Raw genomic sequence first — 16,459 nt, forward strand, 5'->3', positions numbered from 1 at the left:
AATAATATGTTTTTATTTAACGCCATGATAAATCTCACTGCCTGTTGCTTTAAATTCAGCTGACTTTTCAGCCATACCTTGCTCAATATAAGATTTTTTATCAATAGCTTGCGCGGTGGTTGTTTGTGCTGAGTCTAAAACAATCGTTTCATCGATTAATTGAATGGCTATTTTGTTACCTGACTCTAGATCTGCGGCGTAATCGCGTACTTCTTGAGATATTTTCATAGAGCAAAATTTAGGGCCGCACATAGAGCAAAAATGGGCTACTTTGCCAGACTCTTCTGGTAAAGTTTCATCGTGATAAGCTTTGGCTGTTTCCGGATCTAAACCAATATTAAATTGGTCGTACCAACGAAATTCAAAACGTGCTTTACTCATGGCATTATCACGAATTTGTGCGCCTGGATGACCCTTGGCTAAATCTCCGGCATGGGCAGCAATTTTATAAGTGATCAGTCCCGCTTTGACGTCGTCTTTGTTAGGCAAACCTAAATGTTCTTTTGGCGTGACGTAACACAACATGGCACAACCGTACCAACCAATGTTAGCGGCACCTATGCCAGAGGTAATATGGTCATAACCCGGTGCAATATCAGTGGTTAACGGGCCTAATGTATAAAAAGGTGCTTCGCCACAATGCTTAAGTTGCTCGTCCATATTGGCTTTGATCATGTGTAGTGGTACATGCCCTGGGCCTTCAATGATTGTTTGCACGTCATGTTGCCAAGCAATTTTGGTCAGCTCGCCTAAGGTGTGTAATTCAGCAAATTGTGCTTCATCGTTAGCATCAGCAACAGAGCCGGGACGTAAGCCATCGCCCAGCGAAAAAGACACATCGTACTGTTTTAATATTTCACAAATGTCTTCAAAATGCGTATATAAAAAGTTTTCTTTATGATGCGCTAAACACCATTTTGCCATAATAGACCCACCACGAGAAACAATGCCAGTAACGCGTTTTGCGGTCATGGGTACGTAACGTAATAACACGCCAGCATGAATGGTAAAATAGTCAACGCCTTGCTCAGCTTGTTCAATTAAGGTGTCGCGAAAAATTTCCCAGGTGAGGTCTTCAGCAATACCATTGACTTTTTCTAAGGCTTGATAAATCGGAACAGTGCCAATAGGTACGGGCGAGTTACGTAAAATCCATTCACGGGTTTCATGAATATTACGTCCTGTTGATAAGTCCATCACGGTATCAGCGCCCCATTTCGTTGACCAAACAAGCTTTTCAACTTCTTCTTCAATGGACGAGGTGACGGCTGAATTACCAATATTTGCATTAACCTTAATTAAAAAATTACGGCCAATAATCATAGGCTCAGTTTCAGGGTGGTTGATATTGGCAGGAATAATAGCGCGGCCGCGCGCTACTTCATCACGGACAAATTCAGGCGTTATTTGCTGAGGAATGGAAGCACCAAAAGATTGCCCTTGATGCTGCTGCAATAAAATACTGTCTTTTACGGCTTCACGCTTGAGGTTTTCACGAATGGCAATGTATTCCATTTCTGGGGTGATGATTCCTTGGCGCGCATAATGCATTTGGGTGACATTTTTGCCTTTAAGAGCGCGGCGTATTTTGGGTAAGTGATTAAAGCGTATTTGGTCAACGTGCTCATCGGCTAAACGTTGTTGTGCGTATTGTGAGGTAATTGAGCTCAGGCATTCAACATCATTACGGGCATCAATCCAGGCCTCACGTAAACGCGGAATACCTTTATGTACATTTATTTCAACATTTTCGTCGGTATAAAAGCCCGAGGTATCGTAAACACAAAGCGGTTCGTTTTTCTCATAAATGGGCTTGTCTTTGTTATTGCTAACTAAGGTGTCAGTTAAGGTTATTTCACGCATACCTACTTGAATGTCGTGAATTTTACCGGGTACATAAATCTTTTTTGAGTTAGGAAAAGATTGGTCTGAAACATTTTTTAAAAAAGCTTCAGCAGCAGCACGTTTTTCACGTCTATTTTGTTTAGGCTTGGTTGCCGTTTCTGATTGGCTTGCTAATTTAGTGTTTGTAGATATTTTTTGTGATTGATCGTTCATGGTCGCTACCTATTTTAATACGTTAAAAAAGAAGCGGAATGACAACAATAAAGGTGTGTAATGAAGAAAGCTATAGGTATAGCCGCAGCCTTCTCTTGTTCCCTACGCAGATACTAATCTGTTCAGGTATTACGGATCCCGCTTACGCGATCTCAGCCTTTGGCACTCCGACAAGTTGCGTTACTAGCTGTTTAATTACACTAGTGACGCGGCAAGATTCTAACGCGAGGGCAATGTAATAAGCAAGCTAAAAAAATAAGAAGAGATAATCGCGCGTAACAAAGGAAGAGGGGAGGTATAAAAATAAACAACCGTATTGCTGTTATTGCTTGTGTACGACATTGAGCAATATTCAGCTGTGTATCAAGTATAGGCAATAAAAAAGCCACTAAAATTAAGCGGCTTTTTTAAGAGTACTTTAGCAATATTAATTTTCCGTTGTTTCTGCTTTTTTCTCAGCAGACTGTTCTACTGCTTGCTCTTGTTCTTTTTTCTCTTCGTGGCCTTCTCCGCCACAGCCGCCGCAACAACTCATATAAAACTCCAACTAAATAATAATTAACAATGATAAACAGTAATATAGTACCTGAGTAATTTACTCAAGTACTTGATCAAGATCAGCTTTTAATGAATAACCAGCGGCTACTTTTTATTTTGTGGTTGAGCCTTAACGATTTTCTAAACGATTAAAGTCTAACAAGCCAGCAGAGTTAGCTTGATTTTTGCTATACCACGCATGTAATTTATCAGCATATTGCCAAAAGTTAGGGCTAGTGCGACGTACCGCATATTTATCTTTTAATTGGCTGTAATCTTGTTCGGTTTTTATCTGCTTTAATGTGTTAACAAAATCGTCCAGTTGTTGTTCATTTACTTGAAAAAACGCATTGGGATAAGTGCCTACCACACCTGAAACTAGGGTTAAATTATCTTCAGCAGGCATACGTCGGTTACTTTCTAAAAATAAATGGGCAACATTGGTATGAGCACTATTATTAATTAAGGTGTAGACCTGCTCTCCCTTTTTAGTATTCACCATAAGGTAACTAATTTGTGGCAAAATTGAGACGGACTCACCGACCATATTATTAAGACGTAATAAGGTCGATTCATGCGTATACTTGTTGGCAGTGTTGGTTAAATTATAATTATTTACCCCAACATTATCTGTATGTTTAGCGATTTTTTGCAATAATTCCTCTTTGGGGTTACTGGTTTGGTAGTTAATATTTGTTTCGGGTAATTGATAAAAATAATCTGAAAAAATATACTCTTTAAGATCACCCGTTGTATTTCTGTACCAGTGTTCATAGACACCTTTTCGATCTTTTTTGGGCAGCAAAGCGATAAAGTTACTTTCGGCTTCCATACGTAAAAAGTCCATGTATAAACGGGTTTTTAGTTGATGTTCTACATTGCCATAGACATCAAAACCCGCCACTAACAAATAATGAATGCGCTCGAGTATTGGGTAGGTAATAAACCATGCTGTTTTTGGCGTTTCACCAATAAACCCCTGTAAAACTGAAGCGCTATCAAAATGTCTAAAAATGGTTAAACTTGCATTAGGGTTGCCGTCGCCAGACCAAACCAAGTTTAAATCTATATCGCTTTTTTTGACGTTAATTTGCTTCATGTAATCAAGTTTACTTTTTACATAGGCCTGCTCGCGCTTGGCATAAGAGCGCCAATATAACAGTGATATAGCTTTATCACTGGTGGCTGCAGGTAATTGTAGCAAATCACTTTTGTCGTCAATAAAGCTTTCTGCTTGAAAGTTATCAATATAATTTGGGTTAGTGAAAAATACCCAAAAATGATCATTTATTACGTTTAACGCAATTTGACCTCGGCACACAGGGCCTTTAATAAAGTTCATGATTGAAAACTGGGCTTGATCTAGTAGAAATATATACCGTGACTTGGTTGGAATATCCCGAAAAGTGATAAACGGGTTTGCTGACAGTTTTAACTGATAACTGGGTAACTTTGTTACTTGGTAGCTTGGTGTAATAAACAGTTCATTTAAATAGGTTAACTTAGCTAAATCAAAAAGATAAGGCATATGACGTTTAGCAATAATAGTATCGTGACTTTTCAGTAGCCGATAATAAACAGTTTGCTGCTCTTGCTCTTGCGCTTTTGCTTGATTTGCATTGATATTAAAAGGGGAGTCAAACGGTCTGCGCGTAGCAATAATAGCTGCAGCTTCACCCGGCGGGGTACTTGAGCGCACCAGTTTAAAATAACGTTGACTATTTTCTTCAAAGTATAAATTAGCAAGATATAAATGTTCAAATAAATAGCGTGAAACCAGCTGCTGTTTTTTGTCAGGGTTATTTAACCAAGTCTCCCACGCGTTAATAAGCGTTTGTTCATTGGCGCTAACTGGCTTGGGCTCGGGTAATCGAGCGCCATCAGCTAGCCAAGCGCTTAACTGTTGATGTTCGTTTTTATTTAATGCTGGTAGCCCATAAGGCATGCCTGCTAACGGGGTATTTTTTTTATATTGCTCAAACTCTTCTATAGTTGGACATTGTTGCTTTCTGTCTAAAGCGAGATCAAAGCTATCGTCCAACAGTGTTGCTTTAGGTAACGGGTGTTGTTGTTTTAGCAGTAACATTTGGTACATTAAACCTGCATTAGTATTTGCGTCAGAGGTTTGTTGTCGTTCATTTAACACAGGAAAAAAACCTTGCTGGCGAAATGACGCCAACTGCGCTTTATTATGCGGTGTTAAGGTACTGATACTTTGGTAGTTGTCAGCGGTAAGTAAGCGCTCACCATTATAGACCACTGCTTTGTTTGCGCCGCGCTCTATTCCGGCAAGGTTTTCCATTTTTAGTTGGCATGGCGCATCAAAACAACCATGGCAAACAACGCAACGGTTTTCAATAATCGGTTTTACAGTGTGGTTGAAATGACGACTTTGCTCACTAGTGGCTGGTTTAACCGATAAGCGATTATCAACTTGTGCGCTGCCATAGTGGTTATCGTATTCAAGTAGGCCTAGGGTGGCACACCCTGAAATAAGTAAGGCGAGGAATAACCAATGATGTTGGCGCATAAAAATCCTAAAAAAGGTTGAGCAATAAAGCTTAATTTTAGAAGTGTTAGTAATTTATGTAAAGTAAGTTAAGGTTACTGCTAATGGTTTCTATTCTTAGTTAACTTGGTTAAACTCAATAACTAGGCGTATAAATTTATCAAGGGCGGTTATGTACTCTCGACTGTTAGCAAGTTTTATATTGGCCAAGGCGCTGCTATTTGCCTTGCTTATTACTATGCCTACTCTGGCTAACTCAAGTCAGCTGTTCAGTGATAAGCTGAGTTTTCAGCAATACAATATTACCGTACCGTTCAAAGTAACTTTACCGGTAATTGCTGCCGAAATAGTGACTAACGAAGCACCGGCAATAGATGAACTAGTGGTTATTGGTATAGATGAATTACAGCAAACTTGGTTGGCTGTTTATATTTTTAACCCTAAAATAAATGATTTTATACTATTAGATAAAATGCCCTTAGCCGATAAATATTTTGCCTTTGATGTAAGCAAAAACAAAGCAGGCTTATATTTTCTCGCTAAAAACAAGGTAGTTTCACTTAAGTATAGTGGCAAAGTAGTGTTAGATGATGGCGCTAACGCAGACACTGATTCTAAGGCGAGTAACAGTGTACCGCTTGGCTTGTATCTGCAAAAAAAACAAGCAGTCAGCTCTATTTATTTACTTAATCAATCCAACTTTCTTGCTAAAAAAGAGTTCATACAAGATATCAATCAAGATGGTGTCGATGATATTATCCTTCCTGACTTTGACCGAACGAACCTATGGCTTTTTTCAAAAAACTCCCCCATTGCAGCCGTGCAGCACTTAAGTATTCAAGCCCAAGTCGATTTAAGCAGGGATGGGGTTACCTTTGTACCAACAACTTTGTTTTATACCGATTTGAATCTGGATCAGCGCCAAGATATTGCTTGGGTTGCTCAAGGGAAAATTCATTTTTTTAGCCAAAATGCTGTAGGTAAATTTTCTGCTCAAGCAGACCAAATTACCTTGGCTGATACTATTTCTGGGTTAAATTGGTGGCAAATAAGAGAGCCAGATGGTGAAAGCCCAGACCAAAGTAATTTAAGCCACCGGGTTGTTGAGCAAATAAAAGATATCAATGGGGATGGTTTAGTCGATATTATTGTGCGTTTCTCACAAAGCTCAGGCGTACTGGAACGAAGCAACGATTATGAGTTTTATTTGGGTTATCGCAACAAAAAAAATCAACTTGCTTTCCCTAGCCAGCCTAGCACTGTGATTAAAGCAGATGGCACTTTAACTGGGTTAAAGGTGGTTGATGTAAATAACGATAACCGGTTTGAAGTGCTACTGTCTTCATTTAAGCTCAGTGTTAGTAATATTATTGGAGCATTACTCTCAGGCGGCATAGATCAAAATGTTCTGTTATTTGCGCTTAATAATGACAACCGTTACGAAAAAGATGCACTAATTAGTAAAGAGGTTGAGTTAAGCTTTAGCTTAACGTCGGGGCAAAGTGGCCAACCCATTGTACTGCTAACCGATGTCAATGGTGATGGCCGGCAAGATTTAATCTTATCGTCAGGCAAAAAAAGGTTATCGATATATTTAGGTAACAACAGCAGCAAGCGGTTTAACCGAAGTGCAAACAATTACAAAGTGTTATTGCCTAAAAATGGTGAGTTATTTGAACATTATGATATAAACCATGACGGTAAAGCTGATTTTGTTATGCGTTATGGTCGTTTAGACGACAAGCATATGGCAAATAAAATAACTATACTTATGGCGCAGTAAAGTATTCAACACCATGGCCAGTAGAAGTTTTCGGGTTGATGTGTGCCTTTAATGAGCTCACTGAAGGGCAAATTACCTGGGTGCTAAAAACTGTTATTTTTTGTACTTGTATAATTATAAGTATTGATAATGTCTTGAATAGTGTTATTTTCTTTTAATTTTTTAGCCGATTCAATTAATATTGATATTGTCTTTTCATCGACAGTTTTCTTAGAGTAAACCAGGTGCATTGCCGACTTTTCCAATACCAATGGAGTGCCGAGTTGTCTAGGAGAATAGCTTAGCTCTCTTAATGCCCAATAAATATTGGATTGAGGGCCAAATAACACGTCAACTCTATCGCGCATTAACATTTCAATCAGGTGCGTATATTTAGTTCCCTCAATTTTTATATTGTTGAGGTGGCCAATGAGCTTTTTAGCGCTAGGGCTTAAGCGGAGGTAACCAACACTTTTACCTTGAATATCAGCTAAGCTTTTTATTTGTGTGTTTGCTTTTCCGACAAGAATAAAGTTAACATCTTGAATATATAAAAAAGGTATCGCTACCTTTTTCACTATAGCCGTTGGCACTAGTAACGCTAGGTCTACCTTGCCAGTCTCTAAGTAAGAGATTATTCTGCCAAAAGGAACTAAGTTATTATAATGCGTTAAACCAGCTTCTTTTGCGATACGGTTTACAATATCGTACGAGCTGCCTTTGGGTAAACCATTTTCATCAAAATACCCCCTGCTACTTACATGCACTGTGGCAATTGTAATGTCTCTAGCCACAATGTTGTGACTACTGATAAGCATGAAAGTAGTAATCAACACTTTGAAAAAATTTAACTTAATACTATCCATGCTTGTTTAAACACCCTTAAAATATCAGTGGTAGAGCGACATGCTACTTACTGGTATTATTGTAGCCTATAGATAGCAGTATACCGATAATAGGCTAGTGTATTATGTTAATTTATAATAATAAATCTTTGTTTGAACAGTTGTTATTTTTTATTGGTTTATATGGTAATAACGTAAGGCATGCTCTTGTTGTCGGCCTTGGCTAAATGCGCTAACCCGTTTTAAATAGCCAATAACACGTGTGCCATGGTCAATGTTAGCACTGCCACAGGCGTTACAATGAAGTAAAGTGCGTTTATCTATTTTTTCACAGTCATTGCAAATAGTTATTTTTACGTTAGTACAAAAGTAATTGCAGCCAGTTGCAGCTGCTACGTTAAATAGCTTTAAGTAGGCTTGAGTTGATAATGCCTCATCTAAGTTTAAGTGTAGTGCTGAACCTCCGTCTAAGTATTGGGTAATTTCTTTACCATGTAAAACAAACTTATCTAAGTGGTTGGTGTTGTCGTCTTCGACTAAATAAAAGTAAGAGTTATAGCAATCACGATGCACTCGGTAGCCATCCCTTTTATCCCATTTGGCGTTTTTAATACCTAAGTTTTCGGCTGGCACAAATTCGGTATTAAATAGATAACCATACTGTTTTTTGGCGGCTTGGTTTGCTTTATAAATGACTTTAAGCTGGCTGCTAACAAAGTCTTTGTAGGCTTGGTTGTTGTTAACTTTAATGTTTTTAAATTCGGCTGCTTCTGCCATGCCGTTTATGCCAATGGTTAAAAACTGTTTGTCTAGGCTAATGAAGCCAGCGTCGTAAACAGATAATGCGCCTTTGGCTTGGTAGTCTTCCATAAGCTTACGGTAAGCAACTTGGTACTTTTGAATTTTCTCAATTTCTGTTTGTAAATCACGGCCATCTTGAATAAGGCGGTTCATATTCAAGGTAATAACATTAATTGAACCTGTGGCAACACCGCCAGCACCCAGTGTATAAGAGAAGGTATTATCAGAAATTTCATTACGCAAACGACAGCAGGAGGCAAGGGAGTCTGGGCTGTCTGACAAGTAAATAAAAAATGAGTTGCCTTGGGCTTTCTGCTCTGCTAATTGGTGAGCAAAGTCACGGTCTTTACATTGACCATTTTTTGTAAGCATAGCTGCGGTAACTACGGGAAAAGTTAATACTGACTTCTCTCGTTCTTTATTTAGCCAAGTTAAAAAAAACTGTTGTAATTGCGCTACGGTTTGCCAGTTTGGTGTACTAAAGTCAGGAAAAACAAAATTGTCGAACATGGCGGCAAAGTAATGTTGGTCGAATAGTGAAATATTCCAAAAAGCACTTTGATACCCACGCGCCGCAGCAGGTTGGTTAATTGCATAAACCACATGTTGAAGGTGGTTTTCGATCGCCTTGGTATGCGTTGTTAAATAATCATTACCGTATTCAAGTCGAGCAAAGTAATCAAAATACGTTAAAAACTCAACCGTTGCCACCGCGCCAGCAAACTGAGCAGAAATAGCAAAAATAAGGTTAACAAACGAACCACAAAACGACTCTAAATGCTTAGGTGCTTTCGACTCGCCGCCTAATTTAGTTAAGCCGTCGAGTAAAAAAGGATACATACTGACTGACGTACAATAAGGCTTTAAACTGGTTTCATCGTGTACGTATATTTCATGTGCTTCAATTTGTCGCAAGTATTCATCAGCGAGTTGGTCGTTAAAGGTTTCTCTTATTTTATCTTGTACGAGCGCACGGTTTATTTGCACAAAGCAGTCTTTTAATAGCTCTGCTTCTAAGGTGGCTATATTTTTGTGGCTAACGTTGGCATTGGCATCCATCTTAGAGCCATCGGCCGCATTTTTAGCTAAAAAATAATTTTGGACAAAATCTTTTTTATTATTTATTTGGTTTTCATTAAGACGCAACATGGTTTGTTCCTTTTTTTGTTGAGAGAGTGATTGAGCTATTGGTGAAACTTGATTTTGAAAAACTATTGGCTGGTAAACTTACCTTCTGTTGTGAGTGACCAGCGTTATTGTTGATAAATAAACGGTTGAGCTTTTTGCCGGTGACTAGGTCACGAAAAACTTGGTTAGTGGTAAGGCTGTCTAAACCGCCTAGTTCGGCTTGCCAGGCACCCGTTTTTAAAAAGTGTAGGTGCTGTGAAATACGAATATCGATGTGTTTTTCACCTGAATATAGGCAAGTTTTTAAGCCATATTCTTTAGCGATAATTAGCTTGTCAATCAGCGGTTGCGGTTGCCATTCACCACCAAAAAATACGACACAGCTAATTAGTCCTAGATATTGATTAAGCCAGTGAATAAAGATTTTGTTTGTTAATGGCTCGCCATTGTTTTCATGCCATAGCTCTGTGCTATGACAGCCTTTGCAACCAACTTTACAACCCGTAATACTAAAGCATAGGCTGATTTCGTCAGGGACTTCTTGAAATACAACAGATGGAGGAATACAGTTAAATGTCACAAAATACCTATATGTAGTGTTTGTTTTATCTTTAATCACAATATATAGTACTTTGTTGTTTTGCTTAGTTGATCAAGAACAATGATTTGCTAACTATTTTCTAATGGATCACTATATATTGTGCTTGCTGCCTGTATTAGCACAACATATAGTGTTTATTGAAAGGTGGGGGCAGGGTAAAGGGGGCGGGAGCCTGGTTATATTGGTTAAAACCATTAACCGCATTTAGAGTCGCCACATGATACGCAGGTTAAGCAACCATCAAGTTTGATTACTGCATTCTTTACTTTGCACTTAGGGCAAGCCATGGCGTTTGGCATACCGGCGTCCTCATCATTTAATGCATGGTCTATAGTGTTGTCTGCGTTAGTATTTATCGCTTTTAAGGCGGAATTGGCAGCGTATTCAGTTAAATATTGTGCCTTTTTCTCTTCAATAATGGCTTTAGCAGCATCTGAGAGTTCACTTTTTTTAACGGCAACGCCGCAGGTTTTCTCAACATGGTAAGCAATAGTATCGGCAATAGCAGACACCATTGATTCAATATACCTTGGGTTGCCACCACGGGTATGTTGACCAAACCAGCCGGCATTTGGTGAAGCTACCTCACGTAATTCATCAAGTAAAAACATATATTCACCGCCCTTGCGAAACACGGCAGACATCATAAAGGTGAGGGCATAGACCCATTGCACATTTATTTTGTCTTTGGTGTTAATAAAAATCTCATAAGGGCGAACCTCTTCTAGCGGCGTGCCTTCATTGAGTACCACATTTGAAATGCTGACATAATAGGCATGCTCATAACCACTTGACGCTTTAATTTTATAAGTTCTTGAGTCTAGCTCCTTTGGCCGAGGTGTTTTTTCAATTACCTCTATTGTTTCAGTAGCTTGTTCTTGTGTGCTTAACACTTTGCTCGGTGCTGCTAGGGTGCTGTCTTCTTTATTAACTACGGATACAGCAATAATTTTTTTATTGATGTTGATGGGGGTCGCTGGTGAAGTTGAATGCGTCATAATATTCTCTGCTGATGACGGGAATGAATCCCGTCTAATAAGTTGGTAGGCAAGCATTTAGTTGCCTGCATTGTTACTATAAATTGATATCTGTACAGCCAATCGTTGTTAAAAACGTCCATATTGCCCTTCTTTAATCGCTTCAAATAAGTTTGAGGCGATATGCTCCTGACCTTCGTATAGTATTTTTTCATTACCTTTAACCGTAATTATTTCGCCACCTTCAAGGCTAAATTGGTAATCGGTATTGGCTAGGTCGGTTTCGTTAACTAGGACACCTGAAAAGTTTTCAGGGTTAAAACGAAATGTAGTGCAGCCTTTTAACCCTGCGGCATATGCTTCTAAATATACATTTTCAAACTGTTCAAAAGGGAATTCTGTTGGAATATTAATTGTTTTAGAAATTGAACTGTCGATCCATTGCTGGGCTGCAGCTTGCACAGCAATATGCTCAGAGGGCGTTATCGTTGAGGTGTCAACAAAGCTTTCAGGTAATTGTGATAAATCCAGTGATAAAACAGCGCCTATTTTCTTCATGGGTAACTGCCAGTCAGCTCCGTACGTGCTTTTCATTAAGCGCTCATAGGCTAAAAGCTCGGCAGAGCGTACATTGACTTGTTGCTTGGTAGATTTGCCAGGGACAATAATATTACGCTTATAGTCATGGGCGAAGCTTGGTTCAATACCATTACTGGCATTGTTACCAATTGACAAGGCAATGGTACCCGTAGGGGCAATAGAAGTGTGATGTGTAAAACGCAACCCGGTTGTTAAGGCATCGGTTAGCCACTTTTCGCCGAGCTCTGCAGCAATTTTTTGCATGTAGTGGCTATAATGCAGGTGTAACTCAAGCGCCTTAACGTTATCACCTAATTGATATTTTTTAGTTAATGCTGGGCGTTTACGTAATAAGGCGCCGGTGATGGTAACCGTTTCATTTAAGAAGGGTGCCCCGCCTTTTTCCTTAGCAAGCTTAGTTGCTTCACGCCAACCTTCTAAGGCTAAGTGTTTGCTCACTTCGCTGGTGAATTTGATGGCGTTTTTTTTACCGTACTTCATGCCTAACATGGTCATGGCAGAGCCTAAGCCTAAATAGCCCATGCCATGTCGACGTTTACTTTCAATTTCAGCGACTTGTTCAGGTAAGGGTAAGCCATTTAGCTCTACCACGTTATCAAGCATGCGGGTAAAAATACGTACAACTTTTTTAAATCTATGCCAATCAAAACTCGCTTGTGCGGTAAAAGGGTTATTGACAAAAGCTGTTAAGTTAATTGACCCTAATAAACATGAGCCATTGGGTGGTAAAGGTTGTTCGCCGCAGGGGTTAGTGGCACGAATAAGTTCAGCAAACCAGTTGTTGTTATATTCATTTACCTTATCAATTAAAATAAAGCCCGGCTCTGCGTAGTCATAGGTGGCGTTCATGATCATGTTCCACAAGTTTTTGGCGCGAATGGTACGGTAAACCTTACAAGCCACTTCCCCAGCGCTATTTTCTAGGTAACCGTCCATTATCAGTGGCCACTCTCGCCAAATGATGTTGTCGGTATTATTGTCAGCGTCATAGGCTAGCCCTAACAGCTCAATTTCATTCTGTGTTGTGGGGAACACTAATTGCCAGTCGGCATCGGCTTTAACGGCTTCTATAAAAGGGTCAGTGATTAAAATAGACAAGTTAAATTGGCGTAAGCGACCATCTTCTCGTTTTGCTTTAATGAAATCCATAATATCGGGGTGTTGGCAATCCATGGTGCCCATTTGTGCGCCGCGACGACCTCCTGATGAAGAAACGGTTTTACACATGGTGTCGAAAATATCCATAAAAGGTAAGGGGCCAGAAGTGGTTGCACCGGCACCTGCAACAAAGCCACCATTGGGGCGTATCGTTGAAAAATCATAACCAATACCACACCCTGCTTTTAGGGTTAAGCTGGCTTTACTGACCGCTTCACCAACAATGCCCTGCATTGAATCTTCAATGGTAGTCGATACGGTACAATTAATGGTTGAAGCAGCAGGTTTGTATTGTTCAGCACCCACATTAGAAACAATGCGTCCGGCGGGTATAGCGCCGTTCATTAATGCCCATAAAAATTCATCACGGTACTTTTTTTGCTTAGCAGGGCTGTTTTCAACGTTGGCAATTGCGGTAGCAACACGTTTAAAGGTATCTATTACGTTGTGGTCAACTGGTTCACCTGATGCGCTTTTTAGTTGATATTTTGAGCGCCAAATATCTTGTGAAGCCAACTGTAAATGGTTTGGATCAAAAACCGCGGGGGCTTCGGCTGTATCCGTTATGATTTGTTCGTTCATGATATCCCTTTTTATAAATGTCAGAGTTGTTAGGCAAAACTATGATAAAGCCATGTGTCGATAGTTAAGGCTTTACTGGTTAGCATATTATGATTTTCATTGTAGCGCTAAATACGAATGTTCTCTATATGTGGTGCTGTTTTGTTTTTCAGGCACAATATATAGTGCTTTTGTGTTGGTGGCTATTGATTAGGATCAAGCTTTGTTGATATCAGATTAAGTATTTATTTTGCAAGTTTTAGTAATTTATAAATTATCAACTAAACTGATAACAAGACTTATTAAGGGAGGAATAATATTGTGAGATGGATTACTGGTTATTATCTATTACTTGTCATTCTTATGGTTTTTTCAGTGCATACGCACTCGGCAGATAAACCTGAAGCTGCATTGAAGGAGATGCACATTACTGTGCACTTATCAGACAGACTGGTTGCTCGATTTGAGCAGTACTTGTTATTTAGCTACAACCAACTGGGTTATAATGTTGTCTTTGAACGGATCTTAACCGCTCGGGCACGGGCTATGGTAAATGCGGGCTTTTTAGACGGTATTATGATAGCAGAGAAAGAAATTGAACACATTTATCCTGAGCTAATACGGGTGCCTGTTATGTTAGCGCGAGGCACTTTGCAGCTTTATTGTCATAAGCAGGTGGACTGTACTCCGGCTGTCTTAGAAGATAAAAATAATGTTATAGGTGTGATAGCTGGAAACTCTATGTCGGCTAATTATATGAGGGATAAACGTGCTTCTACCTATGCTATTAAAGGGCAAGATACTTTAGGAATTATGCTTGCAAGAGGTCGTCTTAACTATGTGCTAGTTATTTACGAGGAGCAGTTAGGAGTGATTAGTGATATAGAAGTAAGCGAATATAATAAAGTTGAAATTTATCGAACAGAAGGGTACCACTACCTTCATTCAAAACATGTAGCATTATTACCCGAGGTAACGCGAACATTACAATTGGCAATAGAAGAGCTTGGTCCTTTGGTTCAAGCCCAAAAACAGCGTAAACCAAAGGTTAAATTGAGTATCTATAAGTAATCTTCATTTGGGTCTTCTCCCGTTTTTATCCTGTGTCACAACGTTAATCATGGCAGATTGCTGCTGGTTTGGGAGGAGACCATTCCAGTAATATTACTAATTTAAAAAGGTTTGATACGCGAGATTGTCGGTTGCCTCTTCATATTGATAACCTAATGCGGTGAGGTGTTCAATAAGTGCATTTTCGGTAGTGGTATTTACTTCAAAGCCCGCGAGCACTTGGCCAAATGCTGCGCCATGGTTGCGATAATGAAATAAAGTAATGTTAAACGTTTCGCCGACCGCGTCTAGAAACTTTTCTAATGCACCTGGGTGTTCAGGGAACTCAAAGCTAAATAGGCGCTCATTTACATTTACCAGTTGGTTTTTACCACCTACCATGTAGCGCACATGTAATTTTGCGAGCTCGTTGTCGGTAAAGTCGTTTACTTGGTAGTCAGCATTGGCTAATTCATTTAACAGTTGTTGACGCTCTTGCGCACTACCACTTAAACGAATGCCAACAAAAATATTGGCACGTGATGCGCCAGCATAACGGTAATTAAATTCAGTGATGGCTTTATTGCCTATGGTTTGGCAAAAACGTTTAAAGCTGCCTTTTTCTTCGGGAATAGTTACCGCAAGTATTGCTTCTTTTTTCTCGCCTAGTTCGCAGCGCTCAGAAACATAACGTAGTGTGTGAAAATTCATATTAGCGCCAGATAAAACCGCCGCTAATGACTCGCCACCTTTACTTGTTGCACAATATTTTTGTAAACCGGCTAAAGACAATGCGCCAGCAGGCTCAGCAATAACACGTGTTTGTTCAAAAATGTCTTTAATTGAGGCGCAAATTTCATCGGTAGACACTGTGATAACGTCATCACAGTAACGCTGTATTAGCTCAAACGTACGTTGACCTATACGTTTTACAGCAACACCGTCGGCAAATAAACCTACTTGCGTCAGGTCAACAGGTTGACCGGCTTTTAGTGCGGCTTGTAAACAAGCTGAGTCTTCGGCTTCAACGCCAATAATTTTAGTGTTGGGGCTTAATTGTTTTAAATATACTGCCATGCCCGCGAGCAATCCGCCGCCGCCAACCGGAATAAATACTACGTCTGCATTAGGGAGTTGTTGTAATAATTCTTTAGCGACAGTGCCTTGGCCTGCAATCACGTCAGTATCATCAAAAGGATGAATAATGGTTTTGTTTTCGTCTTTTGCATATTGAATTGACGCTTGTTGTGCTTCATTAAAGCTATTGCCAACAAGGCGTACTTCGCCGCCAAAACGCCTAACGTTATCGACTTTGATGTCTGGGGTCGTTTTTGGCATCACTATGGTTGCTTTTATACCCAATTTACTTGCCGCTAATGCCAGGCCTTGTGCGTGGTTACCCGCAGACGCAGCAATTACACCATGAATACATTCAGCCTCACTTAAATTGGATAATTTATTATAAGCACCTCGCAGCTTGAAGGAATGCACGGGTTGTTGATCTTCACGCTTTAAATAAATTTGATTATTTAAACGGCTAGATAATTTGGTTAAAGGCGTTAACTCTGTTTCTACTGCTACATCATAAATAGGTGCCAGCAATATGCGTCGTAAATAGTTGAGTTGTTCAGCTTGTTCAGTTAATAACTTTGATTTTGTCATAGGGTACCTAATGGCTTTCTTTAAACAAGCGCGATTAAAATCCCGCTGACGTCGCTTTCTTTTGAAAGCGACGAATAAGGTTTAACGACTATTCTACTAAACCGTCTAATAATGCGCTATTTCGTACTGCGCCTTTATCTGCGCTAGTGGCTTTACTATGATAGAGCGCGTATTTTTCATGAAAAACGACTATTCTACTAAACCGTCTAA

General features: G+C 39.6%; 10 protein-coding genes and 1 riboswitch. Of the genes, 2 read left to right on the plus strand and 8 right to left on the minus strand.

Annotation, left to right across the window (positions count from 1 at the left end; all coding sequences use genetic code 11):
* Window positions 1-12 precede the first annotated feature (12 nt).
* Together thiC and AC0UA9_RS11625 are read right to left on the minus strand one after the other, a co-directional pair.
* On the minus strand, window positions 13-2,058 hold the full coding sequence (gene thiC, locus AC0UA9_RS11620) for a phosphomethylpyrimidine synthase ThiC (protein WP_475660242.1): 2,046 nt from the start codon (window positions 2,056-2,058) through the stop codon (window positions 13-15).
* Window positions 2,059-2,140: 82 nt separating this feature from the next.
* Window positions 2,141-2,238, minus strand: a riboswitch (TPP riboswitch).
* 487 nt (window positions 2,239-2,725) lie between these two features.
* Window positions 2,726-5,125, minus strand: a complete 2,400-nt coding sequence (locus tag AC0UA9_RS11625; protein WP_475660244.1) for a fatty acid cis/trans isomerase — start codon at window positions 5,123-5,125, stop codon at window positions 2,726-2,728.
* A 151-nt stretch (window positions 5,126-5,276) separates the two neighbouring features.
* Here AC0UA9_RS11625 and AC0UA9_RS11630 point away from each other — a divergent pair, with 151 nt between their 5' ends.
* The gene (locus AC0UA9_RS11630) at window positions 5,277-6,887 is read left to right on the plus strand and encodes an FG-GAP repeat domain-containing protein (protein ID WP_475660245.1); all 1,611 of its coding nucleotides are present in this window, start codon (window positions 5,277-5,279) and stop codon (window positions 6,885-6,887) included.
* An 83-nt stretch (window positions 6,888-6,970) separates the two neighbouring features.
* Here the strand turns inward: AC0UA9_RS11630 and AC0UA9_RS11635 are convergent, their stop codons facing one another.
* The 5 genes from AC0UA9_RS11635 to AC0UA9_RS11655 form a co-directional block, all read right to left on the minus strand.
* Window positions 6,971-7,732 (minus strand): substrate-binding periplasmic protein, encoded by a 762-nt coding sequence (locus AC0UA9_RS11635; protein ID WP_475660247.1) that lies wholly within the window; start codon window positions 7,730-7,732, stop codon window positions 6,971-6,973.
* Between the two features lie 150 nt (window positions 7,733-7,882).
* Entirely contained in the window at window positions 7,883-9,661 is a 1,779-nt protein-coding gene (gene nrdD, locus AC0UA9_RS11640; protein WP_475660249.1) for an anaerobic ribonucleoside-triphosphate reductase, read from the minus strand.
* Window positions 9,648-10,220: an anaerobic ribonucleoside-triphosphate reductase activating protein gene (nrdG, locus tag AC0UA9_RS11645; RefSeq protein WP_475660251.1), complete on the minus strand. Its 573-nt coding sequence runs from the start codon at window positions 10,218-10,220 to the stop codon at window positions 9,648-9,650. Before nrdG ends, nrdD begins: the two co-directional genes overlap by 14 nt.
* A 215-nt stretch (window positions 10,221-10,435) precedes the next feature.
* Window positions 10,436-11,239, minus strand: coding sequence for a hypothetical protein (locus tag AC0UA9_RS11650; protein WP_475660253.1), 804 nt, complete (start codon window positions 11,237-11,239; stop codon window positions 10,436-10,438).
* A 108-nt stretch (window positions 11,240-11,347) separates the two neighbouring features.
* On the minus strand, window positions 11,348-13,558 hold the full coding sequence (locus AC0UA9_RS11655) for an adenosylcobalamin-dependent ribonucleoside-diphosphate reductase (RefSeq protein WP_475660255.1): 2,211 nt from the start codon (window positions 13,556-13,558) through the stop codon (window positions 11,348-11,350).
* A 300-nt stretch (window positions 13,559-13,858) separates the two neighbouring features.
* Between AC0UA9_RS11655 and AC0UA9_RS11660 the strand changes: the two genes are divergently transcribed.
* The gene (locus AC0UA9_RS11660; protein ID WP_475660259.1) at window positions 13,859-14,608 is read left to right on the plus strand and encodes a hypothetical protein; all 750 of its coding nucleotides are present in this window, start codon (window positions 13,859-13,861) and stop codon (window positions 14,606-14,608) included.
* 96 nt (window positions 14,609-14,704) lie between these two features.
* Here the strand turns inward: AC0UA9_RS11660 and ilvA are convergent, their stop codons facing one another.
* Window positions 14,705-16,249 (minus strand): threonine ammonia-lyase, biosynthetic, encoded by a 1,545-nt coding sequence (ilvA, locus tag AC0UA9_RS11665; RefSeq protein WP_475660261.1) that lies wholly within the window; start codon window positions 16,247-16,249, stop codon window positions 14,705-14,707.
* Between the last annotated feature and the right edge of the window lie 210 nt (window positions 16,250-16,459).

The sequence above is a fragment of the Colwellia sp. F1 genome, assembly GCF_056238625.1.